The 26,029-nt window shown below is 36.9% G+C and carries 42 protein-coding genes; 37 read left to right on the top strand and 5 right to left on the bottom strand.

The genetic code is table 11. The features are described from left to right. Positions 1-12: 12 nt before the first annotated feature. Positions 13-756: an RsmE family RNA methyltransferase gene (locus KQI42_RS09930; RefSeq protein WP_216519351.1), complete on the top strand. Its 744-nt coding sequence runs from the start codon at positions 13-15 to the stop codon at positions 754-756. Positions 757-867: 111 nt separating this feature from the next. On the opposite strand, the gene KQI42_RS09925 is transcribed toward KQI42_RS09930, so the two are convergent. The 3 genes from KQI42_RS09925 to KQI42_RS09915 all read right to left on the bottom strand — a co-directional run bounded on the left by KQI42_RS09925 (position 868) and on the right by KQI42_RS09915 (position 4,526). Next, positions 868-2,823, bottom strand: a complete 1,956-nt coding sequence (locus KQI42_RS09925) for a recombinase family protein (RefSeq protein ID WP_216519349.1) — start codon at positions 2,821-2,823, stop codon at positions 868-870. Between the two features lie 83 nt (positions 2,824-2,906). After that, positions 2,907-3,917, bottom strand: a complete 1,011-nt coding sequence (locus KQI42_RS09920) for a hypothetical protein (protein ID WP_216519347.1) — start codon at positions 3,915-3,917, stop codon at positions 2,907-2,909. Positions 3,918-3,989: 72 nt separating this feature from the next. After that, positions 3,990-4,526: a helix-turn-helix transcriptional regulator gene (locus KQI42_RS09915; protein WP_216519346.1), complete on the bottom strand. Its 537-nt coding sequence runs from the start codon at positions 4,524-4,526 to the stop codon at positions 3,990-3,992. Between the two features lie 131 nt (positions 4,527-4,657). On the opposite strand from KQI42_RS09915, the gene KQI42_RS09910 reads away from it, so the two are divergent. Then, entirely contained in the window at positions 4,658-4,975 is a 318-nt protein-coding gene (locus KQI42_RS09910) for a hypothetical protein (RefSeq protein WP_216519345.1), read from the top strand. 49 nt (positions 4,976-5,024) lie between these two features. Here the strand turns inward: KQI42_RS09910 and KQI42_RS09905 are convergent, their stop codons facing one another. Further along, positions 5,025-5,195: a zinc ribbon-containing protein gene (locus KQI42_RS09905; RefSeq protein WP_216519343.1), complete on the bottom strand. Its 171-nt coding sequence runs from the start codon at positions 5,193-5,195 to the stop codon at positions 5,025-5,027. Between the two features lie 80 nt (positions 5,196-5,275). On the opposite strand from KQI42_RS09905, the gene KQI42_RS09900 reads away from it, so the two are divergent. Beyond that, on the top strand, positions 5,276-5,476 hold the full coding sequence (locus tag KQI42_RS09900; RefSeq protein WP_216519341.1) for a hypothetical protein: 201 nt from the start codon (positions 5,276-5,278) through the stop codon (positions 5,474-5,476). Here KQI42_RS09900 and KQI42_RS09895 read toward each other — a convergent pair. Then, positions 5,469-5,654 carry a hypothetical protein gene (locus tag KQI42_RS09895; RefSeq protein ID WP_216519339.1) on the bottom strand — a complete coding sequence of 62 codons (186 nt, stop codon included), beginning with the start codon at positions 5,652-5,654 and terminating at the stop codon, positions 5,469-5,471. The two genes, KQI42_RS09900 and KQI42_RS09895, sit on opposite strands and share 8 nt — an antisense overlap. A gap of 82 nt (positions 5,655-5,736) precedes the next feature. Here KQI42_RS09895 and KQI42_RS09890 point away from each other — a divergent pair, with 82 nt between their 5' ends. The 34 genes from KQI42_RS09890 (at position 5,737) to KQI42_RS09730 (ending at position 25,954) form a co-directional block, all read left to right on the top strand. Further along, positions 5,737-5,895 (top strand): Spo0E family sporulation regulatory protein-aspartic acid phosphatase, encoded by a 159-nt coding sequence (locus tag KQI42_RS09890; RefSeq protein ID WP_216519338.1) that lies wholly within the window; start codon positions 5,737-5,739, stop codon positions 5,893-5,895. Next, positions 5,889-6,056, top strand: coding sequence for a hypothetical protein (locus KQI42_RS09885; protein WP_216519336.1), 168 nt, complete (start codon positions 5,889-5,891; stop codon positions 6,054-6,056). The genes KQI42_RS09890 and KQI42_RS09885 overlap by 7 nt, the downstream gene beginning before the upstream one ends. 35 nt (positions 6,057-6,091) lie before the next feature. Next, a complete protein-coding gene (locus KQI42_RS09880) occupies positions 6,092-6,259 on the top strand; it encodes a hypothetical protein (RefSeq protein WP_216519334.1) in 168 nt (55 codons plus the stop codon). Positions 6,260-6,291: 32 nt separating this feature from the next. Further along, entirely contained in the window at positions 6,292-6,627 is a 336-nt protein-coding gene (locus KQI42_RS09875) for a hypothetical protein (protein WP_216519332.1), read from the top strand. Between the two features lie 409 nt (positions 6,628-7,036). After that, positions 7,037-7,849, top strand: coding sequence for a hypothetical protein (locus tag KQI42_RS09870; protein ID WP_216519330.1), 813 nt, complete (start codon positions 7,037-7,039; stop codon positions 7,847-7,849). Between the two features lie 23 nt (positions 7,850-7,872). After that, complete coding sequence (locus KQI42_RS09865; protein WP_216519328.1) at positions 7,873-8,403, top strand: hypothetical protein; 531 nt, start codon at positions 7,873-7,875, stop codon at positions 8,401-8,403. After that, complete coding sequence (locus KQI42_RS09860) at positions 8,393-8,938, top strand: Holliday junction resolvase RecU (protein ID WP_216519327.1); 546 nt, start codon at positions 8,393-8,395, stop codon at positions 8,936-8,938. The genes KQI42_RS09865 and KQI42_RS09860 overlap by 11 nt, the downstream gene beginning before the upstream one ends. Positions 8,939-8,954: 16 nt before the next feature. Next, on the top strand, positions 8,955-9,185 hold the full coding sequence (locus KQI42_RS09855) for a hypothetical protein (protein ID WP_216519325.1): 231 nt from the start codon (positions 8,955-8,957) through the stop codon (positions 9,183-9,185). Positions 9,186-9,274: 89 nt separating this feature from the next. Continuing rightward, positions 9,275-9,430 carry a hypothetical protein gene (locus KQI42_RS09850; RefSeq protein WP_216519322.1) on the top strand — a complete coding sequence of 52 codons (156 nt, stop codon included), beginning with the start codon at positions 9,275-9,277 and terminating at the stop codon, positions 9,428-9,430. Between the two features lie 129 nt (positions 9,431-9,559). Then, positions 9,560-9,982 carry a hypothetical protein gene (locus KQI42_RS09845; protein WP_216519320.1) on the top strand — a complete coding sequence of 141 codons (423 nt, stop codon included), beginning with the start codon at positions 9,560-9,562 and terminating at the stop codon, positions 9,980-9,982. Then, on the top strand, positions 9,975-10,178 hold the full coding sequence (locus KQI42_RS09840) for a hypothetical protein (RefSeq protein WP_216519318.1): 204 nt from the start codon (positions 9,975-9,977) through the stop codon (positions 10,176-10,178). Before KQI42_RS09845 ends, KQI42_RS09840 begins: the two co-directional genes overlap by 8 nt. After that, entirely contained in the window at positions 10,175-10,585 is a 411-nt protein-coding gene (locus tag KQI42_RS09835; RefSeq protein ID WP_216519316.1) for an ASCH domain-containing protein, read from the top strand. The genes KQI42_RS09840 and KQI42_RS09835 overlap by 4 nt, the downstream gene beginning before the upstream one ends. Then, entirely contained in the window at positions 10,578-10,787 is a 210-nt protein-coding gene (locus KQI42_RS09830; RefSeq protein ID WP_216519314.1) for a hypothetical protein, read from the top strand. Before KQI42_RS09835 ends, KQI42_RS09830 begins: the two co-directional genes overlap by 8 nt. Positions 10,788-10,814: 27 nt before the next feature. Continuing rightward, positions 10,815-11,003, top strand: a complete 189-nt coding sequence (locus KQI42_RS09825; RefSeq protein ID WP_216519312.1) for a hypothetical protein — start codon at positions 10,815-10,817, stop codon at positions 11,001-11,003. 73 nt (positions 11,004-11,076) lie between these two features. After that, positions 11,077-11,487: a phage tail assembly protein gene (locus tag KQI42_RS09820; RefSeq protein WP_216519310.1), complete on the top strand. Its 411-nt coding sequence runs from the start codon at positions 11,077-11,079 to the stop codon at positions 11,485-11,487. Positions 11,488-11,535: 48 nt separating this feature from the next. Continuing rightward, entirely contained in the window at positions 11,536-12,297 is a 762-nt protein-coding gene (locus KQI42_RS09815) for a ParA family protein (protein WP_216519308.1), read from the top strand. Positions 12,298-12,335: 38 nt separating this feature from the next. Then, the gene (locus KQI42_RS09810) at positions 12,336-13,430 is read left to right on the top strand and encodes a ParB/RepB/Spo0J family partition protein (protein WP_216519306.1); all 1,095 of its coding nucleotides are present in this window, start codon (positions 12,336-12,338) and stop codon (positions 13,428-13,430) included. Positions 13,431-13,434: 4 nt separating this feature from the next. Next, positions 13,435-13,569 (top strand): hypothetical protein, encoded by a 135-nt coding sequence (locus tag KQI42_RS21350; protein WP_281420401.1) that lies wholly within the window; start codon positions 13,435-13,437, stop codon positions 13,567-13,569. A gap of 30 nt (positions 13,570-13,599) precedes the next feature. After that, a complete protein-coding gene (locus tag KQI42_RS09805) occupies positions 13,600-14,019 on the top strand; it encodes a hypothetical protein (protein WP_216519305.1) in 420 nt (139 codons plus the stop codon). 152 nt (positions 14,020-14,171) lie between these two features. Continuing rightward, the gene (gene terS / locus KQI42_RS09800; RefSeq protein WP_216519303.1) at positions 14,172-14,972 is read left to right on the top strand and encodes a phage terminase small subunit; all 801 of its coding nucleotides are present in this window, start codon (positions 14,172-14,174) and stop codon (positions 14,970-14,972) included. 149 nt (positions 14,973-15,121) lie between these two features. Next, a complete protein-coding gene (locus KQI42_RS09795) occupies positions 15,122-15,631 on the top strand; it encodes a hypothetical protein (protein ID WP_216519301.1) in 510 nt (169 codons plus the stop codon). Further along, a complete protein-coding gene (locus KQI42_RS09790) occupies positions 15,612-17,432 on the top strand; it encodes a phage terminase large subunit family protein (RefSeq protein ID WP_216519299.1) in 1,821 nt (606 codons plus the stop codon). Before KQI42_RS09795 ends, KQI42_RS09790 begins: the two co-directional genes overlap by 20 nt. Further along, positions 17,433-17,669 (top strand): DUF6148 family protein, encoded by a 237-nt coding sequence (locus tag KQI42_RS09785; RefSeq protein WP_216519297.1) that lies wholly within the window; start codon positions 17,433-17,435, stop codon positions 17,667-17,669. It begins immediately after the preceding gene. Positions 17,670-17,684: 15 nt separating this feature from the next. Then, on the top strand, positions 17,685-19,214 hold the full coding sequence (locus KQI42_RS09780; protein ID WP_246566343.1) for a phage portal protein: 1,530 nt from the start codon (positions 17,685-17,687) through the stop codon (positions 19,212-19,214). Then, complete coding sequence (locus tag KQI42_RS09775; RefSeq protein WP_216519295.1) at positions 19,189-20,298, top strand: head maturation protease, ClpP-related; 1,110 nt, start codon at positions 19,189-19,191, stop codon at positions 20,296-20,298. The genes KQI42_RS09780 and KQI42_RS09775 overlap by 26 nt, the downstream gene beginning before the upstream one ends. 16 nt (positions 20,299-20,314) lie before the next feature. Further along, positions 20,315-20,638: a hypothetical protein gene (locus KQI42_RS09770; protein ID WP_216519293.1), complete on the top strand. Its 324-nt coding sequence runs from the start codon at positions 20,315-20,317 to the stop codon at positions 20,636-20,638. A 14-nt stretch (positions 20,639-20,652) separates the two neighbouring features. Next, a complete protein-coding gene (locus KQI42_RS09765) occupies positions 20,653-21,708 on the top strand; it encodes a major capsid protein (protein WP_216519291.1) in 1,056 nt (351 codons plus the stop codon). Next, the gene (locus tag KQI42_RS09760; RefSeq protein WP_216519289.1) at positions 21,708-22,043 is read left to right on the top strand and encodes a hypothetical protein; all 336 of its coding nucleotides are present in this window, start codon (positions 21,708-21,710) and stop codon (positions 22,041-22,043) included. The genes KQI42_RS09765 and KQI42_RS09760 overlap by 1 nt, the downstream gene beginning before the upstream one ends. Beyond that, positions 22,040-22,597: a phage tail protein gene (locus KQI42_RS09755; protein ID WP_216519287.1), complete on the top strand. Its 558-nt coding sequence runs from the start codon at positions 22,040-22,042 to the stop codon at positions 22,595-22,597. Before KQI42_RS09760 ends, KQI42_RS09755 begins: the two co-directional genes overlap by 4 nt. Before the next feature lie 15 nt (positions 22,598-22,612). Then, entirely contained in the window at positions 22,613-23,101 is a 489-nt protein-coding gene (locus KQI42_RS09750) for a hypothetical protein (RefSeq protein ID WP_216519285.1), read from the top strand. Then, entirely contained in the window at positions 23,092-23,430 is a 339-nt protein-coding gene (locus tag KQI42_RS09745; RefSeq protein WP_216519283.1) for a hypothetical protein, read from the top strand. Before KQI42_RS09750 ends, KQI42_RS09745 begins: the two co-directional genes overlap by 10 nt. A gap of 2 nt (positions 23,431-23,432) precedes the next feature. Then, positions 23,433-24,881 (top strand): phage tail sheath family protein, encoded by a 1,449-nt coding sequence (locus KQI42_RS09740; protein WP_216519281.1) that lies wholly within the window; start codon positions 23,433-23,435, stop codon positions 24,879-24,881. Positions 24,882-24,896: 15 nt separating this feature from the next. Next, positions 24,897-25,415: a phage major tail tube protein gene (locus tag KQI42_RS09735; RefSeq protein WP_216519279.1), complete on the top strand. Its 519-nt coding sequence runs from the start codon at positions 24,897-24,899 to the stop codon at positions 25,413-25,415. A gap of 59 nt (positions 25,416-25,474) precedes the next feature. Then, the gene (locus tag KQI42_RS09730; RefSeq protein WP_216519277.1) at positions 25,475-25,954 is read left to right on the top strand and encodes a hypothetical protein; all 480 of its coding nucleotides are present in this window, start codon (positions 25,475-25,477) and stop codon (positions 25,952-25,954) included. Positions 25,955-26,029 lie beyond the last annotated feature (75 nt).

The following is a 26,029-nucleotide window of genomic DNA, read 5'->3' as shown; positions in this document are numbered from 1 at the left end:
GATGGGAAATGTATGAATAGATTTTTTATAAATAAAGAGCAAGTATTTAATGACAAAATTGAAATAATTGGTACAGACGTGAAACATATAAAAGATGTTTTGAGGTTGAAAATAGAGGATGAAATAGAATTATCTTGTAATGGAATTTTGTATATCTGTCAAATTCATAATATTTTTAAGGATAAAATAGAAACTAGAATCATTAAAGAAGAAAAGGGAAAAAATGAACCACCTATTCATATAAATCTATATCAGGGTTTGGCTAAAGGGAATAAAATGGATTTGATTATACAAAAAGGTACTGAAATAGGTATAAAGGAATTTTATCCTATTGCCACTAGTAGATCAGTTGTAAAAATTAAGGATATGAGAAAAGAACAAAATAAAGTTGAGAGATGGAATACTATAGCAGAGGAAGCTGCAAAGCAAAGTAAGAGAGATTGTATTCCTAGTGTTAATAATATAGTTTCTTTTGATGATATGATAAATATTTTAAAAGGCCAGAAGAATATTATAGTTCCTTATGAAAGTGAAAAATTAAATACTATTAAAATGGGCATAAGTACAATAGATAAGGGAGTAATTCATGTAATAATTGGACCAGAAGGTGGATTTGAAGTTGAAGAAATAGAAGCTTTAAAATCCATAGGAGCTAAAATTGTTACTATGGGGTCGAGGATTTTAAGAACAGAAACAGCAGGAATGGTTGCAGCTACTATAATACTTTATGAACTTGGAGATTTAGGAGTGATTTAACGAAGAGAGTAGCTTTTTATACTTTAGGATGCCCGAGAGTTAAAGTAAATATGATTGCTCCTAAGCATTGATATATGAGGGGTTGAGTAGATGGCAAAAAGACCACTATTTTTAGTGGTCTTTTTCTTTTGAAAAGTATTTTGTTGTCACTGAACTATCTTTTTTCTCTACTAAAAAATATCTAGTTGCCACAGAATTGCCCTTTCTCTCTATCAAACCCCTGTCCATAAATTCTGCCAAAATAGAAGTTGCTCCCGACCTACCCATGCTAGTGAGTTCCTCCACTTCTTTTCTAGTTACAGATTTATTTTCTTTTAGATACTCCATAAGCATAGGTTCAAAGGTTCTGTATAAAAACTTCTCCCTAGTCCTTATTTTTTGCTCGCTATGCTCCTTATATAAGAATTTGTGGGTAATTCCATTTTTAAACTTAATTGATGTTACTTTTTTATCTGCTATAGTTATTTCATCAATTACAGTTTGAACGAAATCAGCTATAAGATTTTTGTCTACAGTTTCCAGCATGTCCCTAAAATCTATATATCTTTTATTTGTCAATTCTTGGCTCATTAAAAAATAACTAGCTTTATTTAAAAACGATACATCAGTTGTCAATTTAATATTTGCATTCATCTCATACAGTGAAGTAATCTTATTATTAATTCTTTCTATATTTTGAACAATGTCTCTCTTTTTGAACAAGAAATCTTTTTGAGACATAGATTCTTCTGAAAAAAGATATAAGTCCTCTAACCTTGCTAGAGCTTTTTCAAATTTCTGCTTTTCTTTTTTTAAGTTTTCTAACTCGTAATCAGTGGCAGATTCTTCGCTTTCAGACTTTGAATATTCCATATCTCTAAGACCGAGTACAAAAGCTGTATAGGTGCTTTCTAGTCCTTTTTTGTCTATCCCAAGCACATCTACAAATGCTTTCCCACGTAAAAGTATTTTTTCAATATCTCTAAGAGAATGTCTTTGAGTAATTCTGCTTTGAAGGTTTATAAAATTAGAAATATAATTCAATATAAAGGGCAGCAAGGTAATATCACTTATAAAATTACTGCAATTGTTTATATTATCATAGCGGCTTGAGTAGCAAGTGTATCTTGATGGTCTATAACCATCGCTCCTTGGAGAATCTAGACCAGAGATACAAGTAGCGCCACATTTATCACAAATTAACATCTTAGCAAAAATATGAACATGTTCATTAGACCTTTGATATGTTCTATCTCCTTTATAGTTGTGAGCAATCATCTTATTCACTCTTTCAAATTGCTCATGCTCAATAATGCCCGGATGATTATCGGGAATAATAACCCATTCTTTTTCATCCTTCCATCGTCGCTTGGGACTACTTTTTACATTGTAACGATATGTGCCGACATAAAAGGGATTTTTAAGTATGTCCCCTATTGTTTTAGCAGTCCATTTTCCACCCCTCTTAGTTTTAACACCTTCTGAATTTAAACGATAAGCCACCTTAGGGGTGGAAGCAAGTTCTTCATACAAATTATACACATATTTGACGACCTCGGCTTCTATTTCGTCTATAACGGGAAATTTGACTTCATCTGACCATTTATATCCTAAAGGTATAGTTGCGCCGTTCCAAAGCCCTTTTTCGGCTCGTGACAGCATGATGGAATATACTCGCTCCCCTGTAAGTTTTCTTTCAAGTTCCGCAAATACTAGAATGATTTTAAGCATAGCTTCACCCATAGCCGAAGAGGTGTCAAATTGTTCGTTCTTTGAAATGAAGGTTACACTATAGTCTTTTAGTTCATCGTACATTTCTGTGAAATCTTTTAAATTTCGTGAAATTCTATCTATTTTAAAAACAAGTAAATGTGTAAATTCTTTATTTCTAATACGCGACATCATTTCTTGATATTTCGGTCTATCTGTATTTTTAGCAGAATATCCTGCGTCCTCAAATAATTCGTAATCATCAATACCTAATACATACTTTGAGTAGTTGATAAGTTCTTGACGTTGAAAAGGAAGCGAATCTTTATCAATTTGGTAAGATGTTGATACTCTTGTATATAGAGCGACTTTCTTCAAGTTAATACCCCCTTAAAAATAAAAATATAACCCCGTAAATATGCGGGGTTGGGTAATTCAAGCGTTTAGCGGACTTACTATATCTATTCTGTTTTACTTACGGATGATAAAATGTTGGTAATTTCATCATCACTTAAACCTTGGCTTGATAGATATTTCATTCGCTCGGCTATTACTTTAGAGGAATGTTCTTCTGCAAGTTCAATTCGCTGGGTTACCTCTGACATGTATTTTAATTCTTGTTTATCTATATATTTCATTAAATTATCAGCTATCAATTTGGCATTTATAACATAATCTTGGCAAACGGCTATATAGTCCTTGTTGGCTTTATCATTCAATTTTGAAAGGTTTGAGTAAAATGTACTTTGGTTATCCTTTACTTGTTTTGCTAGTTCATAAAATTCCAGCAGATTACCTTGATCTTGACTAATCAATTCAGCGCCATCTTGAAGTAGTTGCATAGTTTTTTCGGAATTTATGACCATCTCAAAGATTTGATTATCAAGGGCAATGGCAGTAGATTTCGCAAGTTCAAGTGCTTCTTTTTCTGCTAATTCTGGATTGAGCCATCTTTCGCGAGCATCAACGGTAATTTTATTACGGGATTCAAAATCATCATGTACATATGTATTTAAAAATTCAATTTGTTCTTTCTTTGAATCAACTTTCTTATCCTTTGCATTAGGTGTTTTTATTACAAGGGTAGGGTTTTCTGCAAGCGTTACATCTTTTGCGTAGTTATAATACGTTATATAGTCAATGCTCTTTTTTGTACCAGAATAATCAATTTTCAGCAAGTCACCTTTTTTATTAAATAAAGAACTAACAACATCAGAATCATATCCACATTGTAAAGATGTTCCAGAATTTTTACTTATGAGACCAGAAGCATTAACTGCCTTTTCAACATCTTCATAAGTCATAAAACGGTCCAAACTTAAATATAAGGTTTGAAGTTCATCAAGTTCAATACTTTTGGAAATATCATTAATCATAGTAGCTTTTTCTTCTTGTGTGGGTGCATTGGCAAAGCAACCCACCAAAGAAAAAGCCAACAAAATAGTAATTAAACTTACAAGAATCTTTTTCATATTCCCATTCCCCCAATATATATTTTTAGCCGTCTAGCGTAATATCGAATGTCTTATTATTTTATTTACTTTTTAACCTAGTTTTTCTTTTATATCTTCGGAGACTGATGATATTTTCCCTTTTTTCTCCGCTTCTAATTCGAGACGGTATGCGTTTAGCTCTTTTTCAATGGAATCGTCTTGAATTTGTAATACATCTTTTTTACTACTCTCGCCAGAAAGGACAGTTTCCTTTGCCACGGTTATTTCATTATTGACAATAACATTAGCAAGGGAACACACATAACTCTGTATTGCCTTTCGCTGTTCTGATGTTAGGTTTAAATAACTTTCTATAATCTTTTCGTCAAGCGAGTTAAGGTTATATTTGGTAGAAAGTGCTGATATAATAGTTGAATCATTTTCAATAAACATTTCTCCTTTTCCATATCTAAGCCATTCCTCATTAACATTAAATTCAGTGCATATAAGCTTAATCATTGTATCGGTCACATTATATGTTCCTAATTCCATTTTACTTATAGAAGTCTTAGTTACACCTAATTGCTTACCAAACTTTTCTTGGCTAAGTCCTTTTGATTTTCTGATTTCTTTTATTCTATTATTCACCGTAATTCACCCCCTATTAAAAAAATAGTAACAAAAAAAGTATCGTATGTCAACAAAAAAGTATTGACAAAGTAGATATACGATACTATAATGTAGACATAAGCTACATTTTTTAAAAGGAGGTGAGAGAATTGGCAAGCAAAGAAAATGCAGTCAAAAAAACATTAGATGTAATAACGAAAATGCAAGAAGTGACCCTTGCTCAATGTCATGCCGCAGAAAGAATAATTAAAAGTGTTCAAAAAAAGATAGATGACGGAGAACTTAATACGGAAAGCATAGAAGCGGAAGTGAAAAAACTTTCAAAAGAAGCATACAAAGCAATAGAAAATTACGCTTTAGAGATTTTGAAAATAATTCAAGAAAATAACGAGACAGAACAATTTCTACACGAAGAGTATGATGTTGCACTTGGCTTAGTACATCAAAAAGGTTTATTCAAAAAATAAAAAACTCCAGCATTGTTACCAGCAATGCCAGAGACAGAAGAAAAGAAAATTAGATAGAAACAAATACTCTACATTCGCATTTAATGCAAGGTTTTAATGGAGATTCTTTAAAAAATATTTCCTGTTTAGCATTGCACTTGTAGCAGAAATACGTTCCCGGCTTAACAACAAGTTCTTTTTCATCTTCATTGGGAACATAGTATGTTTTTTCATACGACATAGTAACACCCCCTTCCGATTATATTATAGCATTTTGAATTGGAAGAGGGCGTGAGAAAGCTATAAAAGGAGGGGAGAGAATTGGAGGACAAAAAGAAAGCAATTCTTAAATACAAAGAGGGAAAAGTACAGCTTGCAGAAGTAAGAGCAGAGGAAACGCAAGCGAATAAAGTGGCAAATGAAGTCTTTGAAATGCTCAAAAAAAGAAATCTAACCATATCAGAAGCGATGGGTGTTTTAGATACAGTTAGATTGATGATTGAAGATTGTAAGTTTATTTAACCTTTTTTTCAATAGCCGTTAGAATTTCGCCGCTTGTCATAAGCGATAAAGGAACAGCACAAGTAACACCGGAAACATTTTCGTTAGATATGTACCACATACATTCATCGGAGCAATAAACCTTTGATTTGGCGGTACTCATTAACGGGCAAAGTTTTTTAGGACTTAATACAGACATACAATAACACCCCCTTCCGATTTCATTATAGCACTTTAAATTGAAGGGGAGAGAAATAAAGGGGGAATGGAGGGAAAAGGCAGTGAATAAAAGAGAGGTGCTAGAACAGGAGCGAGATAAGTTATATCAACTAATCGAAAAAGGCGCCACTAAAGAAGCGATACAACAGCAATCTGAAATTTTAGACAAATGCATTGTTAATTATTATTTAGAAGAAAAAGGAGTGAAAAAAATATGTTAGTAAACAATTCTATTTTAAAAGAAAAGAAGGTTGACACGGAAGAACTTGCGAAAGCGCTATGCAACTTATCTAATGAAGAAAAAATGAAAATCTACTATATGATAAAAGGAATCGAATTGATTAGTGAATCAAGAAAAGAAGTGATGGCAGCAGGAGCGTAAACATTAATTAAATCAATAAAAGGAGGAGATGGCTTTTGGAGCCTAAAAAAATTGACAAAGTATGGAGGGCGCTTGCGACGTATGGCATACACAGCGAAAAGGACCTTGACGAAGCCATAAAAAACATGAAGCCATTAAACATAGGCTGCATGGTGTCCCCCGTAAATAAAGAAGAAAAGCTATTAAGTAGAGCGAATCAATAGAGGAAAAGGGCGGAATAAGAAGGAGTGAAAGAATGAAAAAATTTAAAGGAAATAGGAGTTTGAAAGAAATACTTCAAAATGCAAAGGAAAATGGATGGGATGTTGATACTACTGAATTTGATAAAGATGGAAGTGATTGGATTTGGATAAGAGATATTAGAAATAGGATGTTGCAGATTAAATTTAATACTACAAACGGTAACTTTTTTATCTGGAATCCATCATCAGAAAAACCCGTAGCAACTCATTTAAGTACTGAATTAGATAATGAAGATTGGTATGCAGAGATATTAAATTTATTCTATCTACCCCACTTGTTAAGTGAAACAGGTATCAAGAAATTGGAAATTACAGGATTCAAACGCTAATGGAAGAATATGGGAAACTATGAAAAAACAAATTGGTTCACTACAGATAATAGAAAAACGCTTTGCAAATATCTTCCGACAAATAAATGCAAAGCGCTTTTCTTTAAAACTTTCGTCGCTAAAAACAACGATTAAACTATAAGCCTATTATAACAAAAAGCGCGGCGAAAGTAAAGACAAGAATACACATATTTGGCAGATTACCGGGCTTGTAATGGGTATTAACATTCCGACGAAATATAACCTACATAAATAACTAGAGTATCAAAATGGGTGATACATGTTATTTATATCATGGACCAGTATAAGAAAGATTATTCACTACTGGAAAATAGATTTTAATATTCTAACAGGATGGGTGGAATGGTTTTAATACTCCTTATATGTAAAAAAGAAAGGAGAGAAAACCGTGAGAAGTTTTATAAGAGAGAAAAAAATATACTGCGGAAAGAAATATTTAGAAGTTGATATATTTCCATATTCAGATGTTCAAAAAAAGGTAAGTAGAGGGAAGAGGTCAAAGAAAGAAAGAGTGACAGAACCCAAACAAAGAAATTTGAATGATAAAAATGCAAGAAGGTATTTAACACAGCTTGCAAATACAAATTTCGATGAAGAGGATTTACATGTTACAACTACATACAAAGATAAATTTCTTCCATCAACAATAGAAGAAGCTGAAAAGGAAGTTACAAACTATTTAAGAAGAATTAGCTACAGGAGAAAAAAAGATGGGTTACCTCCATTGAAATATATACTTGTAACAGAATGCAGTATGGAAGCAGATGGAGAAAAACCTGTACGTATACATCATCATATTTTTATGAATGGGGGACTTGATAGGGATACGGTAGAAGATTTGTGGTGTAGGAGAAGGAAGAAAGGGCAGGAGAAAGGTGAACGGATAGGATTTGTTAATGCGGATAGATTACAGCCGGATGAAAATGGAGTAGCCGCACTTTGTACCTATCTAACAAAGAATCCAAGAGGAAAAAAACGTTGGAGTTCATCGCAGAATCTTGAAAAGCCGTGGAGTAGACCCAATGATTATAAGTATAGCCGTAGAGAGGTTGAAAGAATAGCAAAGAATCTACCAGACGTTTCATATTGGGAAAGGAAATATGAGGGGTGGACCCTTACAGACAATGTGTATGGCATAAAGACGGTATATAACGATTTTACAGGATGGTCAATATATTTGAAGCTACGCCGGAAAGAATGAGAGAAAGACAGGAGGGTTTAAGAATGAGAAATAAAGAAGAATTATTGAAAAAGGTTAAAGCGCTTGCAGAACGCGGGAGTGGGGGAGAAAAAGAATCAGCGGAAAAACTTCTTTCACAACTCATGGAAAAGTACGGAATTACAGAAGAATCCATTTCAGAAGATACAGTTGAATGCGAGTGGTTCAGATACAAGGATAATTTACAACGAAGATTATTGAAACAGATTATATATATGGTTACTGGCAATGTAGATACGTACAAAAGAAAGGGCGGACGTCATAAACTTGTTGGTGCATATTGTACGACTTATCAACGGATAGAGATTGAAGCAAACTATGAGTTTTTCAAAAACGCAATGGAAAAAGAAATAGAAACATTCTTTTCTGCATTTTGCAGTAAAAACCGTATATTCCCACCAGAGGAAATGCAAAGAGAAGATATAAATGACGGAATTTCCGAGTTGGAAGCTTTAAAAATAATGATGATGATGGAGGGGATGGAACGTCACGCGATAAAGAAAATGTTAGAGGGAGGGAGTAAGAATGCAGTATAATCAACAAAAAGCGCGCAGAAGGTACCAAAACAGTGTGAACAATGCACAAGGACATTTCTTTGAAGGCTATATAAAGGTTGCTTGTGCAATATACCGTGATGATAAGCGCGCAGAGATTGAAAAGACACCAGAACCATTTAGAGTAATGAAAAAACACCAAGATGGGACATTCACAGGCAGATTCACAGCACATGCCCAACCAGATTTCCAAGGCACATTAAATGGTGGGCGGTCCATATGCTTTGAAGCAAAATGTACTACAACAGACCGAATGAAGAGAAGTGTTTTAACAGACACACAAATGGAAGCATTAGAATACCACTCGCAACTTGGAGCGGTTGCAGGGGTATGTATAGGGATTCAAAATAAGTTTTTCTTTATACCGTGGGAGGCATGGCAGGACATGAAAAAGATTTACGGACGGCAATATGTAACGGCGGAAGATGTTGAGCAGTACCGTGTAAAATTCACGGGCGCTGTAATGTTTCTCGATTATGTACATGACGGCGCAAAGTTTGCGTTAAAACTCACATAAAGAAAGGGCGAGAAATTTGGAAATTGATAAGTGTATAAATTGTGGTGAACCAGTACCAGAAGTCTTACAAATATGCCCACAATGCATGAGAGAATCTGGAGCAAGCGAAGAAGAAATTAAAATCGCGGAAGAATTAAGGGATATTGCAAACATTTTAAACATTACAGCAGACGCATGTGAGAATATAAAAGCCGCAATGCAAAGCATTTTAAATATTGCGGAGAGATTAGAAGGGAGAGAAGAATAATGTTAGAGGAAGTAAAAGGAGAAATTAAAGAACAGGTTGCACAGTTCACAATAACAAACTATGAAGCGAGAAAGGGGAGGTCTTGAAAATTGAATGACTATATAGAAAACGCCAAAAGACTATTAGTTCACTATTTTAAAGTAGTTGACACAGAAAATAAACTAGATTGCGATTGTTACAACGAAATCGAAGGTATCATTGACGATTTAGTACATGGCATAAAAGAAGAGTTGAAAGAAAACTAAAAAACAGAGGGTTATTATTGATGGGTTGCTAAATGCTGGGTTAGATGTGATAGTGAAACCTATATATAGACCGGGGACTAGGGACATTCAAGGGGAAGAAATAACGGTTTTTAGAAAAGGGGTGTGAAGATGGGGTATGTGCCAAAAATTATAAAATGTCGTCTTAAAACAGGCGGGAAAACAATTGAAGAAATTAGAGAAAAAAATAAAGGGCAAGGGCTTGCGTATAGAGATTTTAAAAATATACAGCGAGCATATGAGCAATTTGACGATGTAATACTTTATTTATCACTATGGGATTATGACAATTACGAAAGCTATCATATTTGTGGATGGGATGATGAATTTGACGAAAAAATGATGATGGGTGTTTATTATGCAGAACAAATACACCCATTTCCACAATACAAAGGAAAACTTCAAACATTTATTGCGGACTGGAAGGCTAAACGATACGATCCCGGCTGTGCAATATGCTTTAATAGAGAGGACGTAGAAGAACTAGAAGTTATTAGCGAAGAAGTAAAGGAGGGAGCCAAAAGTCATGAATAAAAAGAAAAAAAGAAAAGACACATGTAAACGGGGGAGAAAAAGAAAAAACGCCGTAAGCATTAAACAAAAACCAGTAAATCCGATAAGGCAAAGATTAGAAGAAATAAACCGATTGAAACCATTTGTTGAACGCGCCAGAGAGATTGCGCAAATGGAAAAAGTGCAAGAAAGTATGAAAGGGGTGGTGGAAAAATGAAAGGTTTTACAGTTTATCAACCGTGTGCAGGTTTTATTATTACAGGGGCAAAGAAGATTGAAACAAGACCGAGGAAAACCAATATTAGGGGGACTGTATTCATTCATGCTGGGAAGAAGTTTATTAATGATGGATGGAATCCTATATTGCTTTATGAGAATGGACCGTATGTAAAAGGTGCGATTATTGGAACCGTTGATATAGTGGATTGTATACGAGTAGAAGAATTACGACATAAGATTTCAGCCGTTGAACTTGCTTTGGGAGATTATACAGACGGGCGTTTCGGCTGGATACTTGAAAACCCAGTAAGATTTGACACCCCTATATCAATAAGAGGGCAGCAGGGATGGTGGAATGTAGATATTTCAACAGATTCAATAAGAAAGGAGGGTGAAAATGCATAAGAAAGGGGATAGGGTGAAAGTAAGAAGTGACTTGAAAGCTGACACTAGATATGATGGCATTTATTGTCATGCTGGAATGTTAAAACATTCTGGTAAAAAAGCAACTATAGTGTGTACACAAGAACATAGAGGAAGAGCCGACGTTTTTTATATTGATATAGATACAGAAGGCTACTACTGGTCGAGTAGCATGTTTGAATAAAGACATATCGTGTGAAGGAGCGGTTTTATGGCAAGGGGATATTTTAGAACAAGCGACAGAATTTGCTTACATTGCGGATATAGAGGTAAACAAAATGAAATTGTAATGCCTTATAAGATTGGCAAAGGAGCAAGCAAAACATACTTGTGTGAAAAATGCTTTTTTAAAACAAAGGAAAGCAAAGACAAGGATGTTGGAAAGTATAGAAATAAGTAAGATGCAATCCAAAAGAACCATAAAGTTTATAATTTTTCATTTTATCAATAAAAAATATTAGGAGGAAAGAAAAATGAATGAAAATATTAAAAGTATGAATATGGAAGGCGCAGAATTGACCATAAAGGGAGAAAACACAGATAATCAAGTGGAAACATCGGCAGTAAATAAAAACGCTACAGAAGGCGAAAATGGGGTTTATGTTCACAAGTTTAAAAAGCCTTTTGAATTTGAAGGTAAAAAGTTTGAAACACTTAATTTCTACTTTGATAGATTGACCGGGAAAGACATGATTTCTATTGAAACCGAAATGCAGGAAATGGGGGAATATGCACTTGCCCCAGAAATATCAAGAGGTTTTCAATGCAGGATGGCGGCAAAAGCCGGAGGAATCGGCGCAGATGTATTGGAAAGTATGCCACTTGTAGAATTTAATAAAATTACCAATGCGGCACGTAATTTTTTAATAAGTTCGGGCTATTAATGTTTTAATCAGTGAGAAAAAAATAAAAGAAAAGCGAGGGAAACAACGATGAAAACTATATCAATAATCAATTTAAAAGGCGGGGTTGCAAAAACTATATCATCCGCAAATATGGCACATATACTTGCGGTTATCCACAACAAACGTGTTTTACTTGTTGATAATGATAAACAGGGCAACTCTTCAAAAATGTTTGGAGTACACAGTTATAATGAACCGAGCGTTGCGGAAATTATGACCATCCGCGGTATAAATGTTGAAGAAGTAATTGCACCAACACAATATAAAAACCTTGACCTTATACCAGCAAATATGACGCTTCTTAAAGCGAATCTTGAAGTCATGCTTGATACTACAAGACCACAGCAAACGCGTTTTAGAACGGCTTTACGTTCTATAGCAGGGGAATACGATTATTGTATTATTGACAATGCGCCAGACATCAATATAAGCACAATAAATGCGCTGGTAGCTTCCGACGATGTATTGATACCAATAAAGATTGATAAATTTGCTTTTGATGGGTTGGCAGAACTGAAAGAGCAGATTGACAATACCCGAGAAGATTTAAACCCGGAATTATGTTTAAAAGGTTGCTTTATAACTTCCTACCAAAACAACGAAGTTAATAAGCAAGGCAAAGAATGGTTAATAAATCAAAACGAATATCCGGTATTTGATACACATATAAGACGCACGGAAAAAGTGGATGAAAGTACTTTCGCAACAACACCGATTATTGAATACTCAAAGCGCTGTGGAGCGGCAAAGGATTATTTAAAATTTGTTGAAGAGTATTTAAACAAATAAAATAGACCGATTCGGTCACATTTTGGAGGTGTTAAAGAATGGCTAAATTTAATCTAAATTCGTTGCTTAGTGGAACATCGTTAAACAATGCAGAAAGTGAAGAAAAGGGAGAAAAGAAGTCACGAAAAAATCACAAAGTTATACCAATAAGTGTTTATGATTTGGTGCCGTCTGAAAACAACTTTTATTCAATGGAACAGATAGAAGATTTAAAAACAGCAATTGAACTTGTGGGCGGCATAAAACAGAATTTAACAGTTATACCTTTGAAAAATGGAAAATACAAGGTTTTGGCGGGACATCGCCGCCGCCTTGCTTCCATTGCCCTTGTCGAAGAGGGGAAAACAGAATATGAATTTGTACCATGCGGGGTTGAAACTATAGAAGAGGACGAGGAATTACAGGAAATCAGAGAAGAACTCTTGTTGATTCTGACAAATTCACAGCGAGATAAAACAGATTGGGATAAAGTAGAGGAAGTCAAACGGTTACGAACTGTCTTGGAACGATATAAAAAGAAAGAAAAGTTGCCGGGGCGTGTACGCGAAATCATTGCCGAGACTTTAAATACATCAGCGGCACAAGTTGGGAGAATGGACAGTATTTCAAAAAAACTTTCAGAGGAGTTCAAAGAAGAGTTCAAGGAGCAAAAAATTAATATATCAACAGCATATGAACTTTCTATTTTACCAGAGGAAGCGCAACAAGAAGTTTTTGAAGAATACATGGAAAACGGAAGCATTTCAATAAATGATGTAAAAGAGAAGAGGGCAGAAATAAAAGAGGAATCAAAAGAAATTTTAGAACAGAAGGAAAAACCAGAAGAGGAAGAAGAATCAGAAGAAGAATCAGAAGAAGAGGAGCCAGAGGAAGCAGAGGAAGCAGTAGAAGAAAAGGCAGAAATTAAGACAGACCAGAAAAAAGAAAAAATAGAGCGATTACAGCCAATCCCGACTATGTATGAGATTCTAAAAGAAATGAGCATTCCGGAATTAGCGGAATTTATATGCTATAGATGTGATGAGGTGGGAAGATTCTGTGATTTTGCTATTGAATGCAATCAAAGTGAAAAAGCAGACCGCCACGAAATATGCATTAAATGGTTAAAAATGCAGGCGCAGAAGAGAAGGTGAAAACATGGAAATAACAAGGCAATCAATACCGCAAGAGGTAATGGAGCGGGTAACAGGCGCCTTGATACAGATTAGAATTACTTTTAATAAAAGAGAAATGAACCTTAGATATTTTCAGAGGAAATATAAACCGCCTTAAAAAATATTTCAAGAAAGAGGGTTATGCAGAATGGATTTAAAAAAACTTGAACAATACAAAGATAAAACGAGAGAAATTAAGATGTTAGAGAGTAGAATTTTAGAGATTCAGCAAGAAGCAGAGGAATATGTATCGGATACCGTGCGAGGTTCAACAAGCGCATTTCCGTACACGGAACATACGATTCGCATAACTGGAATTGATATGAAAAAACGCGAGAGAGTAAATAATGTGAAAGAAAAGTTAATTATACGCAAAACAGCACTATATCATGAGTTAGAAGAAATAGAAAATTTTATAGAGAGTGTAGAGGATAGCAAAGTAAGGCAGATTATAGAATTAAGGTATATAAAAGGAATGCAATGGAATAGGGTTGCCTTAAAAGTCTATGGTTATCCTAACGGCGACACAGCAAGAAAAAAGATAAAAAGATTTTTTAAAGAAGCTTAGATTTTGTCCGTTTTGTCCGCTTTTTATGAGTTATATTAGTATTATGGAAATCTATACCAATGAGCCTGTTTAATTTTAGGCTCATTATTTTTTTGCTTCCGTGAGAGTAGCGGAAGGCAAATTGTAAAACAAACGAATAGGGGGTGAAACAGGTGGCGAGACCGCGAAATCCGAACCGCGACAAAGCGATGGAAGAATGGTTAAAAAGCGATGGTACTATGTCGACAAAAGAATTAGCAGAAATGGCAGAAGTACCAGAAAGCAGAATAAGAAAATGGAAAAGTGAAGATAAATGGAAAGACGCTTTAGAAGAAAAACTTTCAAAGCGGAAACGTGGAGGGCAGAAAGGGAATACAAATGCCGTCGGTCATGGTGCGCCTATAAGAAATAAAAATGCAGAAACACACGGAGCGTATTCAACTATACATCTTGACGACCTACCTCCGGAAGAGCGGGAATATATAGAATCAATAACATTAAACACGCAAGAAAATATGTTGCGCGAACTTCAATTGCTTATAGCGAAAGAGAATGATTTAAAGAAAAAGATTAAAGCTTTAGAGCAAGAGGACGCAGAAACATTGCACGTGGATAAAGTAGTTGAAATGCTTGTGCCAAAATCGCCAAAGAAGAAGAAAGGTAAACAAAACGATGAAGAGGAAGAAGAAAATGACACCATAGAGAAATTAAAAACAGCAATGAAAACAGTCGTTAAAGCAAGCCCGTTCGACAGGGCAATGAAGCTTGAAGCCGAATTAAATAAGACGCATGGAAGAATCATAAAACTTCTTGATAGCATAAAGTCATATGAACTTGATAACCGTCGCATTGAACTTGAAGAGAAAAAATATCGCCTTACAAAACAGAGGTTGACAGGTGTGTATAACGTTGACCCAGTAACTGGAGAAATTGACGACATGAAAGACGATGAAAACGAAGATACCATAACCTAAAAACCGGAAAAATATAGGTTCTTCCAGCGATAAAAGAAGCCTGCGGGTACGTTGACCCCCGGCACTTGCTTAGAAAATTATAAAAAATAATCACTTCCGGAGCTACTGGAAAATTTTAAAGAGGGGGGTGTTAAAAAACAGGGAAGGAGGTGCGGCTTTTGAAACTTTATGACGCACGGGCGATTGCGCGTTTTCTTGACATCACGGAACGCCGAGTGCGGCAATTGCGGGATGAAAAAATTATTGAAGAATATCCGAACAGTAACGGTCTTTATGAACTTTTGCCAACCGTTCATAGTTATATCAATTATTTAAGAAAGGGCAATCCAGAAAGTGAAGAAGCCATTAACTACAACGCAGAAAGGGCAAAGCTTGTGCGTGCAAAGCGGTTAAATGAAGAATTTGAATTAAAAATCAAAGAAAATCAGTTGCATAATTCAGAGGATATTGAAAGGGTTATGACTGACATGTTAATAAATTTTAAGAGCCGTTTAATGGCTATACCGTCAAAACTCTCACCTGTTTTGAGTAAAAAAACGGATAAAACAGAGATATTCAAGATTTTAAAAGAATATATAGACGAAGCATTAAACGAGCTTTCGGACTTCAAAACAGTTTTTGGGGAAAGGGTAAAAGAAGATGAAGAAAGCGACAATTGATTTATTTGAAAAAATATTTTCAGTATTAAAGCCACCGCCAGATATGACTATTTCACAATGGGCGGATGAATACAGGCGTCTTTCTTCCGAATCATCAGCCGAACCGGGACGATGGAGAACATCAAAAGCACCATATCAGCGTGAAATCATGGACGCGATTTCAGATATTAAAGTACAAAAGATTGTCGTAATGAGTGCGGCACAAATAGGTAAAACTGACGGATTTATCTTGAATCCTATTGGCTATTACATGCACTATGACCCAAGTCCGATTATGGTATTACAACCAACGATTCAGATGGCAGAAACATTTAGTAAAGACCGACTTTCCCCTATGTTGCGTGATACACCAGCATTGCAAGAAAGGGTAAATGATAAAAGTCGAAACAGCGGTAACACGATATTGCAAAAAATTTTTCCGGGTGGACACGTAACGATGGTTGGGGCAAATTCACCAGCGGGATTAAGAAGCCGACCGATTCGTATATTACTAGCGGATGAAATTGACGCATACCCGGCGACCGCAGGAAATGAGGGCGACCCGCTATTACTTGCGGGGAAGAGATTGACAACGTTTTGGAACAAAAAAGAAGTTTGTGTTTCAACGCCGACGATAAAAGGACTTTCGCGAATCGAAGTTGAATACGAACATTCCACACAGGAAACATGGAACGTACCGTGCCCAGAGTGTGGAGAACTGCAACCGTTAGAGTGGGGGCAAATTGTATTTGATAAAGAAAACCTTGACGAAATTTCACATGCTTGTTGCAAATGTGGCGTAATTTCTAGTGAAGTTGAGTGGAAAGAACTTTTTCACAAAGGCAAGTTCGTTGCCAAGTATCCGGAAAGAAAAGTGAGAGGGTTCCATTTAAATGCCCTTGCTTCACTATTTGTTGAGTGGAAAGAAATTGTGTCAAAGTTCTTGACTGCCAATGAGGAAAAGAAAAAAGGCAATATTGAATTGCTAAAAGTGTGGACCAACACAGAAATGGGGCAAACATGGGAGGAAGAGGGCGAGCAACTTGAAAAGGACGAACTTTACAAACGTCGCGAAAAATATAATTGCGAAGTCCCGGAAGATGTGATTTGTCTTACAGCCGGGGTTGACACACAAGATGACAGATTTGAAATCGAGGTTGTTGGATGGGGTGAGGGTAAAGAAAGTTGGGGAATCAAATATCAAGTTATATATGGAGATTTGAAATTGAAAGGCGTGTGGGATGAACTAGACGCTTTTCTTAATCAAACTTTCACTCGTTCGGATGGCGCGAAGCTAAAAATTATATGCGCTTGCATAGACAGTGGGGGACATTTCACGAATCAAGTATATAAGTTTTGTAAAACCAGAATTGCGCGTCGTGTGTTTGCGATTAAGGGCAAAGGTGGCGCAGAAGTTCCATACTACAACAAGCCGACAACATCAAACAGAGAAAAAACCCCTTTGTTCACCGTAGGAGTTGATACAGGTAAAGCGTTGCTTTATCAACGGCTAGCAGTACAGGAAGAAGGAGCGAATTATTGTCATTTTCCAAAGGAAAAAGATAGGGGTTATACAGAAGAATATTTCAAAGGGTTGACTTCTGAAAAAATGGTTATGACCTATAAAAGAGGTAAAGCACAATACATTTGGACATTAAAAGATAGTAGTTACAAACGTAATGAACCATTGGATTGTCGAAACTATGCAACGGTTGCGCTAGAAATTGCCAACCCAGTATTGAAAAAGCCAGACAATACAGATACGCCAACTACACAAACAAAGAAAAAAGGTAGGCATACGCGCTCGGGAGGTGTTATATAATTGGCAGGATACACATTAGAAACAGCAAAAAGGCATTTACAGGCTTGGCTTGAAGCAGAGCTTGAAGTAACAACACATCAAAGTTATACGATAGGAACACGAAGTTTGACAAAAGCGAATCTTTCGGAAATCCGCAAGCAAATTCAATTTTGGCAAAACGAAGTCGCGAAGCTTGAGAATATAGAAAAGAGAAGAGGAAGAAACCGCGTGATACAGGTTATTCCACGTGATCTATAAAGGGGGTGGGAATGATTGAATATATTAGACAAGGCAATTGCAACAATATCCCCGGAAAAAGGACTTAAAAGAGCCGCCGCGCGCCAGAGACTTCAAATAATGAACAGTGGATACGGCAATTATGGGGCTTCACATACTAAAAAATCATTGCTTGGATGGCTTTACGGCGGAGGAAGCGCCAAAGAGGATATACAAGACAATCTTTCAACCCTTAGGCAACGTTCACGTGATTTATATATGGGTGTGCCTTTGGCAACCGGAGCAATTAAAACATGCAGAACTAACGTTGTTGGTGGAGGATTGAAACTTAAAAGTCAAGTTGATTATGAGATTTTAGGAATCACAGAAGAAGAAGTGAGGAAGTTAGAAAATAAAATTGAACGAGAATTTGCTTTGTGGGCTGATTCCACAGCGTGTGACATTGAAAGACTTGATAATTTCTATGAACTTCAACAATTGGCATTTTTGAATTGGCTTATGAGTGGGGATGTAATAGTTACCTTACCAGTTACAAAGCGAATTAACATGCCGTATGATTTAAGAATTAAATTAATTGAAGCAGATAGATTAAGTAACCCTGCAGGTAACACAGACCCCAAGATTATCGGAGGTGTTGAAGTAAACGAAGCTGGGGAAGTTGTAGCATATCACATTAGTACGCACCATCCATTGTCTTTTGAAAGCATTGAAACAAAGTGGGCGCGTGTCGAAGCCTATGGAGAAAAAACAGGAAGAAGAAACGTACTTCATATTATGAACCGTGAGCGTATAGGACAGCGCAGAGGAGTTCCGTTTCTAGCGCCTGTAATTGAAGCACTAAAGCAATTAGGGAGATACACAGACGCAGAACTTGTCGCCGCAGTTGTTAGTGGGATGTTTACAGTATTTATTGAGAAAGAGAACGCGTCAAATGATTCTGCATTTGGTGAAGTTATACCGCAGGGACTACAAGTAGATAGTGGAGAAGATAACACATTTGAACTTGCGCCCGGTGCGATTATAGATTTGGGGGAAGGGGAAACAGCGAATGCTTTAAATCCCGGCAGACCTAATAGCGCATTTGATGGGTTTGTTATCGCTATTTGTAGGCAAATTGGCGCGGCGCTAGAAATACCCTATGAATTGCTTGTAAAAAATTTCAATGCTTCTTATAGTGCTTCAAGAGGTGCCTTACTAGAAGCTTGGAAAATGTTCCGGATGTACCGCACTTGGCTTGCAAATGATTTTTGCCAGCCGATTTTTGAAGAATGGCTTGCGGAAGCGGTGGCAAAAGGAAGAATATCGGCGCCGGGATTTTTTGCAGACCCGATTATTAGAAAGGCGTATTGCGGTGCAGAATGGAATGGACCAGCGCAAGGACTTTTAAACCCGGTACAAGAGGTTACTGCGGCGGAAAAAAGGGTGCAAAATGGGTTCTCTACTCGTGACCGTGAAGCTATGGAAATGGCGGGAAGTGATTTTTATAGAAACATACAGCAATTGAAACAAGAAGAAAAATTAATGAAAGAGGTGAGAGACATTGGCGAAACAGAAAATAGCAAATAAGTTCTGGAATTTCACAAGCCCATTAAATTCAGAGCCAGCCGAACTAATTCTTTACGGCGATATTTCAAGTACGAGTTGGTGGGATGATGATATAACACCGCGTCAATTCAATGATGATTTGAACGCGCTTGGCGATGTTGAAGAAATCGTTGTAAGAATCAACAGCGGTGGTGGCGATGTGTTTGCCGCGAATGCAATATATACAAGGTTAAAAGACCACAAGGCACGTATAACCGTAAAAATAGATGGCTGGGCGGCTTCTGCGGCAACAATTATTGCAATGGCTGGTGATGTGATAGAAATACCTGCAAATGGTGTATTTATGATTCATGACCCTAAAATGGGTACTTGGGGCTATTACAGCCAAGAAGATTTTATCAAGCTATCCGAAGAGCTGAAAGTAATAAAACAATCAATCATTAATGGATATGCGCTGAAAACCGGGAAATCGACGGAAGAAATAGCAGAGCTTATGGCAAAGGAAACTTGGTACGATGGCAAAGAAGCTGTTGAAAGTGGATTTTGCGATAAACTAATGTTTGAAGAGATTGAAACGCAAGTTGAAAATTCATCGCGTGTTGTAGTGAATGCCGTTTCGTTCGACCTTACAAGATATCCCAATATGCCAATATCGTTATTAAACCACCGTCCAGCCCACACTAACGGTGGTTTTTCAAATACATCAAAAAAAATTCAAGAAAAGGAGAGTGGAAGTACTATGGAAATTAAAACAGTTGACGAACTGAAAGCCGCTTACCCGGATTTAACGAAGCAAATTGCGAATAATGCGGCGGTGGAAGAACGTAATCGCATTAAAGATATTGAAGAACTGTCACTTGATGGCTTTGAAGAAATTGTGAAGAATGCAAAATTTGAAAAGCCTATTAATGCGGCAGAGGTTGCAATACGAATTATCGCAGAGCAGAAAAAGCAAGGCACAAATTATCTTGTGAACAGAGCCACAGACGTAAATGATAGTAATGTAAACAATGTAGGCAACAGCAATCAAGAGGACATAAGCGGAAAAAGTGGAGAAAATCCATATGACGCGGCAATTGATAAGCTGTTCCCAGAAAAGAAATAAGAAGGAGGAATGAAGAATGTTTGAGATTGACACGGCAGTACACACACCAAAAAACTTTTTTGCGGGCGATTTCCCTATTGTGACCGATTCGGACACAATCAAAAAAGGGGCAGTTATAAGGAAATATGCACCTATTACAAAGGGAGAAACAGGAATTGAAGAAGTTGCAGGGGGAACGCTTGCGAATCTTTTAGGAATTGCCGCAGATGAACCGAACGGCGGTAAAATAGTATATTACCTAACAGGTGAATTTTTTGCGGACGCAATCACATTACCAGATGGCGTGACAATTGAAGAATTGAAAACAACATGTAGAAAACTAGGAATTTTCTTAAAGTAAAGGAGAGATTAAAAATGGCTAATGAAATAAGTATTTTTGACCCACGTACTATGGGAAAAGTTGTTTACCGTATGCCAGCAGTCCATACGTTTTTTAGAACAACATTCTTTAAAAATGTGCAGACATTCTCAACAAAGAGTGTTGATGTTGACTTTAAAAAGGGCAACAGAGCACTTGCCCCGTTTGTTCATAGAAAAATTGGAGGTAAGACAATTCCAAATAGTGGTTATCAGACTAAAACATATACTCCGCCACTTGTAGCGCCGAATAAAATTACAACCGTTGACGACCTTTTAAACAGGCTTCCGGGCGAAAGTATTTATAGTGGAAAAAGTCCAGCGGAAAGAGCGATTGAAAAGCTTGCACAGGATTTTATAGAACTTAACGAAATGATTATCCGCCGTGAAGAATGGATGGCGGCGCAGGCTATTTTTACAGGTACAATTCCGATTGTGGGCGATGGTATCAATGAAGTAATTGACTTTTCATTTACGAACACTGAAACCATAACAACGGCAGGCAAAAAATGGACCGCTGACACATCAGACCCTATTGCAGACCTTAAAAAATGGAGAAAACAAGTTCAAAAGAATGGATTTGTTAACTGCAATGTTTGCGTAATGGCAGACGATGTTGCGGCGGCGTTTATTAACAACGCAAAAGTTCAAAAGCTTCTTGATACAAAGGGTTATGACCTTGCGGTAATCAAACCACGTGAACTTCCAAATGGTGTTACTTACATCGGGACGCTTCATGCAGAGGGATTGGATATTTACACTTATAATGAATGGTTTTTAGATGATTGGACGAATCCGGAAGCGCCGGAGCAGAAACCACTCGTTCCAGAAGGAACTGTTACACTTCTTTCTACAAATGCAAGCTATTCTATGTATTATGGAGCAGTAACATTGCTCGATGAAAATACAAAGAATTTCGTTACAGTAGAGGGCGCAAAAGTGCCGGATTCTTGGATTGAAAGAAACCCATCACGCAGATTCTTACAACTTAATAGTAACCCTCTTCCCGTTCCACATGAAGTTGATAGTTGGTTTGTTGCAAAGGTGCTTTAGTGAATTTTAAAGAACAACTTAAACGTGATGTAAAAGACATTTTCCACAACACAAAAGAATTTGCGGAAGAAACAGAAATTCATTACAACAATAACTATTACAATATTCCGATAGTCCTTGATTATGAGGGCGTACAAGACAGAAAAAAGCCGTCAAGCGATAACGTAGACGGCGTTTTTCGTGTCGATGTAACGATGTACGTTGCTTATAGCGATTTAAATATCTTGCCACGACAAGGTGCAAAAATAGAAGTTGGAGACGAAATTTTTAGAATTGCAAAAGTGGGAAATGAAGCGGGCGAAATTATTCTTGATTTAGAAAGGTTAGACGAATGATTGAAATAACAAACGAACAAATAGAAAGGGTTAATTTGATACTTGGAGGAATAAAAAATGCCCCTAACAAAGCCTTTTACAACACGATAAATAGAGCGTTAATGACGGTACGTTCAAAGTCTGGGAAAATGATTCGGGAAACGTACCGCATAAAACAAAGCGACATTACCAGCAATCAAAACATGAAGTTGAAACGGGCGAGCATGAGAAATTTGGAAGGGCAAATTGAATTTGCAGGGTCAGTGATTCCATTAATTAAGTTTAAAGTAACGCCGAGTGAACCAAAAAGAAAGACAGTGAGTGTGTCTGTTTTAAGAACAGAAGGTGGGAAACGGTTACAATCGGCGTATGTTGCGAATCTAGGAAGATATGGCGCAGGAGTTTTTGAACGAATGACTAGCAAGCGTGAAACGTCTCAACAGCTTTTCGGACCATCAACAGCACACATGATGGGTAATGCAGGGGTAATACAAAAAGTTGAAGCCGCCGCACAAGAAACAATTGATAAACGTATTGAGCATGAAATAAGCCGTATATTAAACGGCTATGTTTAAGGGAGGGATTAAACTATGACCCCTATTGTATTGCTTGATGAATTAAAAAAGTTCATTGAAGAACATATAAAAGACATTATTCTTTCTGTTCGAGTAAGAGGAAGTAGCGGGGAATTGAGCGAAAGACCCGCGGAGGTTCATAAAATGCGACTACCCGACAAAGACGCAGAAATAAAACTTATTCCATACATTCTTTTGCAGTTTTTAACGGGTAAAGATGAACAGGAAGAAGGGCAAAGCGCAGAAAGTGAATGCAAAATCAGAATAGTTGTTGCGACATATTCGGAAGATGGCGGAGAGGGAGCACTAGACGTTTTAAATCTATTAACCCGAATACGAATTGCATTATTAAAAACGGGAATCATTGGGAAACAATTCTTGATTAAGAAACCACTTGAATATATTGTTTATCCAGACAGTACAGCCCCATTTTACATGGGCGAAATGTTAACGATATGGGAAATTCCAGAGGTAGAAAGAGAGGTTGAAGGTTTATGGCTGTAAAGAAAAATACTAATTCACCAGAAGAAACGGTGAACGTAATAGAAACAAAAAAAGCAAAAACAGAAAACGAAGGTTATAAGCATTTTGTTTACATTGGACCGTCGTTACCGGGCGGAAAGTTAAAAAGCAATATTGTTTTATGCGGTGGAATTGAAGAAATTAAAACATATTACAAAGAAGTATTAGAAGAATACCCGGAAATTGTGCGCTTGATTGTCCCGGTCCATAAGTTAGGCGAAATGAAAGCAAAAGTACAAGCGCCGGGAAACGTTATTAATAAATATTACAATGATATTGCTTCTGCAATGAGTAATAATAAGGAGGAATAAAGATGGCATATTATCATGGTGTAAAAACGCGACAAATTGAAACATCGGTTTCAACTCCGGTTGCGGCGGGAAGTGGAATTGCCTTTGTTGTAGGTACAGCGCCAGTTCACATGGTAGGTGGGAAAACGAATGTTCCTATACTTGGAAACAATTACAATGAAGTAGTTACCGCATTGGGTTATAGTGATAACTGGGAGAAATACAACCTTTGCGAAGTAATGTATTCACACTTTAAACTTTATGGAGTAAGCCCGGTTGTATTTGTTAATGTGCTTGACCCTGCAAAACATAAAAAGGTAGTTCCTGCGGCAGATATTGACCTAGTAGAGAAAAAAGCATACTTGCCGCTTGAAGCTATAAAAAGCACCGTTGTTGTAAAAAGTGAAGCAGGAGCAGGAGGAACAGCATACGAAGTTGGAAAGGACTATGATTTATTCTATGACAATGAAAAACTTGTGCTTGAAGTTCTTGACGGTGGAACAATACTAGAATCAACAACAAAACTAAACATTGCTTATAGTGAAGTTGACTCATCAAAAGTTACAGACGCGGAAATAATAGGCGGCTTCAATGTGGAAACAAAGGAAAGCACAGGATTTGAACTAATTGACAAAGTTTTTCCGATGTTAGGCATTATTCCGGATATTATACTTTGCCCGGGATGGTCCCATAAAGCAGAAATTGCGGCAATTATGAGTAGTAAAGCGCAAAATATCAATGGAATCTTTGAGGGCAAAGCATTGATTGATGTAGATACAACAACCGTAAAGCACTATGCGGACGCACCTGCTTGGAAGAGAGCAGATAATATCAACTCAAAAACGCAAATACTTTGCTTCCCTATGTGTAAGCTTGGAAACAGAGTGTTTCACATGTCAACACAGATGGCAGGGCTTATAGCAAGAGTTGATACAGAAAACGGCGATTGCCCTTGCGAAAGTCCGTCAAATAAACTGATGCAAATTGATAGTGCGGTCCTAAAAGATGGAACAGAAATTGCTATAGGTTTACAGGAAGCGAATTTCCTTAACTCAAACGGAATTGTTACCGCCTTGAATTTCATAGGTGGTTTCGTTCTTTGGGGCAATGAAACAGCCTGCTTTCCTGCTAACACGGATGTAAAGGACTATTTTATTTGTGTGTCCCGTATGTTCAACTGGGTTTCTAACAGTGTTATTTTAACGTACTGGTCAAGGATTGACAGCAAGTTAAACCGTCGTTTGATTGATTCCATTATTGACAGCCTTAACATTTGGTTGAATGGACTTACATCAGAAGAAAAGTTGCTTGGTGGCAGAGTTGAATTTAAAGACGAGGAAAACAGCACAACTGCACTTATGGCGGGGAAAGCTGTTTTCCACATTTATATGACACCGCCATCACCAGCGAAAGAATTAGAGTTTATTTTAGAGTATGATGCAAATTATATTACTGCGGCATTAAAGGCGTAAAGGAGGTAAATGGATATGCCAAAAATTAACGAATCTATAATTAACTTTGCTGTATATGAAAACTCAACAGAATATTACGGAATGGCAGAAGTAACATTGCCGGAAATTTCGAGCTTGACAGAGGAAGTGAAAGGGGCAGGAATTAGCGGAACCTTTGAAAGTGTTATACTTGGACACCTTGAAGCAATGACGCTTACGCTTAACTTTAGAACTCTTGTAAAAGACGCAGTGGCATTACTTGAACCACGCGACCATCAAATTGATTTAAGGGTTGCGCAACAGGGGAAAGATACTGTTTCTGGGCAAACAACCGTTACGTCTGTTAAGCATGTAATGGTTGTTAAGCCCAAAAAGCTTAATCCCGGAAAGGTTGCTCCAGCTTCTCCAGCAGAAGCTTCAATGGAGTTTTCTGCAACCTATTGGGCAACGTTCATTGACGGGAAAAAGACACTTGAAATTGACATTTTAAATTTTATATATTTTGTAAATGGCAAAGACTATTTGGCAGATGTGCGTAAGGCACTTGGAAAATAACCAGCGAGAAAACTCGCTGGTTTTCATTTTATCAATAAAAAATATTAGGAGGAAAGAAAATGAGTGAAAAAAATATTAAAAGCATGAATATGGAAGGCTCACAATTAGCTACAGAGAAAGAAAAAGTAGATAGTCAAGTAAATACATCAGTTGAACTTGCGCCCGGTGCGATTATAGATTTGGGGGAAGGGGAAACAGCGAATGCCTTAAATCCCGGAGTAAATAAAAACGCTACAGAAGGCGAAAATGGGGTTTATGTTCACAAGTTTAAAAAGCCTTTTGAATTTGAAGGGAAAAAGTTTGAAACACTTAATTTTTACTTTGATAGATTGACCGGGAAAGACATGATTTCCATTGAAACCGAAATGCAGGAAATGGGAGAATACGCACTTGCCCCGGAAATATCAAGAGGTTTTCAATGCAGGATGGCGGCAAAAGCCGGAGGAATCGGCGCGGATGTATTGGAAAGTATGCCACTTGTAGAATTTAATAAAATCACCAATGCGGCACGTAATTTTTTAATAAGTTCGGGCTATTAAAAAGCCCGGGGCGTTGGTGGCGTCAAGAAAGCTACAGGCTTGCAAAGGCAACTTTCACGCCTGTTTCTTTTTGGG

This window comes from Tissierella simiarum (assembly GCF_018917865.1).
GTDB lineage: Bacteria > Bacillota > Clostridia > Tissierellales > Tissierellaceae > Tissierella_C > Tissierella_C simiarum.
This window is presented reverse-complemented; position numbering and strand designations above follow the sequence as displayed.

Bases quoted from the DNA above. Each gene is read 5' to 3' on its own strand.
- KQI42_RS09930 (WP_216519351.1), top strand. From the start codon at position 13: ATGAATAGATTTTTTATAAATAAAGAGCAAGTATTTAATGACAAAATT.
- KQI42_RS09920 (WP_216519347.1), bottom strand. From the start codon at position 3,917: ATGAAAAAGATTCTTGTAAGTTTAATTACTATTTTGTTGGCTTTTTCT.
- KQI42_RS09905 (WP_216519343.1), bottom strand. From the start codon at position 5,195: ATGTCGTATGAAAAAACATACTATGTTCCCAATGAAGATGAAAAAGAA.
- KQI42_RS09895 (WP_216519339.1), bottom strand. From the start codon at position 5,654: ATGTCTGTATTAAGTCCTAAAAAACTTTGCCCGTTAATGAGTACCGCC.
- KQI42_RS09885 (WP_216519336.1), top strand. From the start codon at position 5,889: ATGTTAGTAAACAATTCTATTTTAAAAGAAAAGAAGGTTGACACGGAA.
- KQI42_RS09875 (WP_216519332.1), top strand. From the start codon at position 6,292: ATGAAAAAATTTAAAGGAAATAGGAGTTTGAAAGAAATACTTCAAAAT.
- KQI42_RS09865 (WP_216519328.1), top strand. From the start codon at position 7,873: ATGAGAAATAAAGAAGAATTATTGAAAAAGGTTAAAGCGCTTGCAGAA.
- KQI42_RS09860 (WP_216519327.1), top strand. From the start codon at position 8,393: ATGCAGTATAATCAACAAAAAGCGCGCAGAAGGTACCAAAACAGTGTG.
- KQI42_RS09845 (WP_216519320.1), top strand. From the start codon at position 9,560: ATGGGGTATGTGCCAAAAATTATAAAATGTCGTCTTAAAACAGGCGGG.
- KQI42_RS09840 (WP_216519318.1), top strand. From the start codon at position 9,975: ATGAATAAAAAGAAAAAAAGAAAAGACACATGTAAACGGGGGAGAAAA.
- KQI42_RS09835 (WP_216519316.1), top strand. From the start codon at position 10,175: ATGAAAGGTTTTACAGTTTATCAACCGTGTGCAGGTTTTATTATTACA.
- KQI42_RS09830 (WP_216519314.1), top strand. From the start codon at position 10,578: ATGCATAAGAAAGGGGATAGGGTGAAAGTAAGAAGTGACTTGAAAGCT.
- KQI42_RS09825 (WP_216519312.1), top strand. From the start codon at position 10,815: ATGGCAAGGGGATATTTTAGAACAAGCGACAGAATTTGCTTACATTGC.
- KQI42_RS09820 (WP_216519310.1), top strand. From the start codon at position 11,077: ATGAATGAAAATATTAAAAGTATGAATATGGAAGGCGCAGAATTGACC.
- KQI42_RS09815 (WP_216519308.1), top strand. From the start codon at position 11,536: ATGAAAACTATATCAATAATCAATTTAAAAGGCGGGGTTGCAAAAACT.
- KQI42_RS09810 (WP_216519306.1), top strand. From the start codon at position 12,336: ATGGCTAAATTTAATCTAAATTCGTTGCTTAGTGGAACATCGTTAAAC.
- KQI42_RS21350 (WP_281420401.1), top strand. From the start codon at position 13,435: ATGGAAATAACAAGGCAATCAATACCGCAAGAGGTAATGGAGCGGGTA.
- KQI42_RS09805 (WP_216519305.1), top strand. From the start codon at position 13,600: ATGGATTTAAAAAAACTTGAACAATACAAAGATAAAACGAGAGAAATT.
- KQI42_RS09790 (WP_216519299.1), top strand. From the start codon at position 15,612: ATGAAGAAAGCGACAATTGATTTATTTGAAAAAATATTTTCAGTATTA.
- KQI42_RS09770 (WP_216519293.1), top strand. From the start codon at position 20,315: ATGTTTGAGATTGACACGGCAGTACACACACCAAAAAACTTTTTTGCG.
- KQI42_RS09765 (WP_216519291.1), top strand. From the start codon at position 20,653: ATGGCTAATGAAATAAGTATTTTTGACCCACGTACTATGGGAAAAGTT.
- KQI42_RS09755 (WP_216519287.1), top strand. From the start codon at position 22,040: ATGATTGAAATAACAAACGAACAAATAGAAAGGGTTAATTTGATACTT.
- KQI42_RS09750 (WP_216519285.1), top strand. From the start codon at position 22,613: ATGACCCCTATTGTATTGCTTGATGAATTAAAAAAGTTCATTGAAGAA.
- KQI42_RS09745 (WP_216519283.1), top strand. From the start codon at position 23,092: ATGGCTGTAAAGAAAAATACTAATTCACCAGAAGAAACGGTGAACGTA.
- KQI42_RS09740 (WP_216519281.1), top strand. From the start codon at position 23,433: ATGGCATATTATCATGGTGTAAAAACGCGACAAATTGAAACATCGGTT.
- KQI42_RS09735 (WP_216519279.1), top strand. From the start codon at position 24,897: ATGCCAAAAATTAACGAATCTATAATTAACTTTGCTGTATATGAAAAC.
- KQI42_RS09730 (WP_216519277.1), top strand. From the start codon at position 25,475: ATGAGTGAAAAAAATATTAAAAGCATGAATATGGAAGGCTCACAATTA.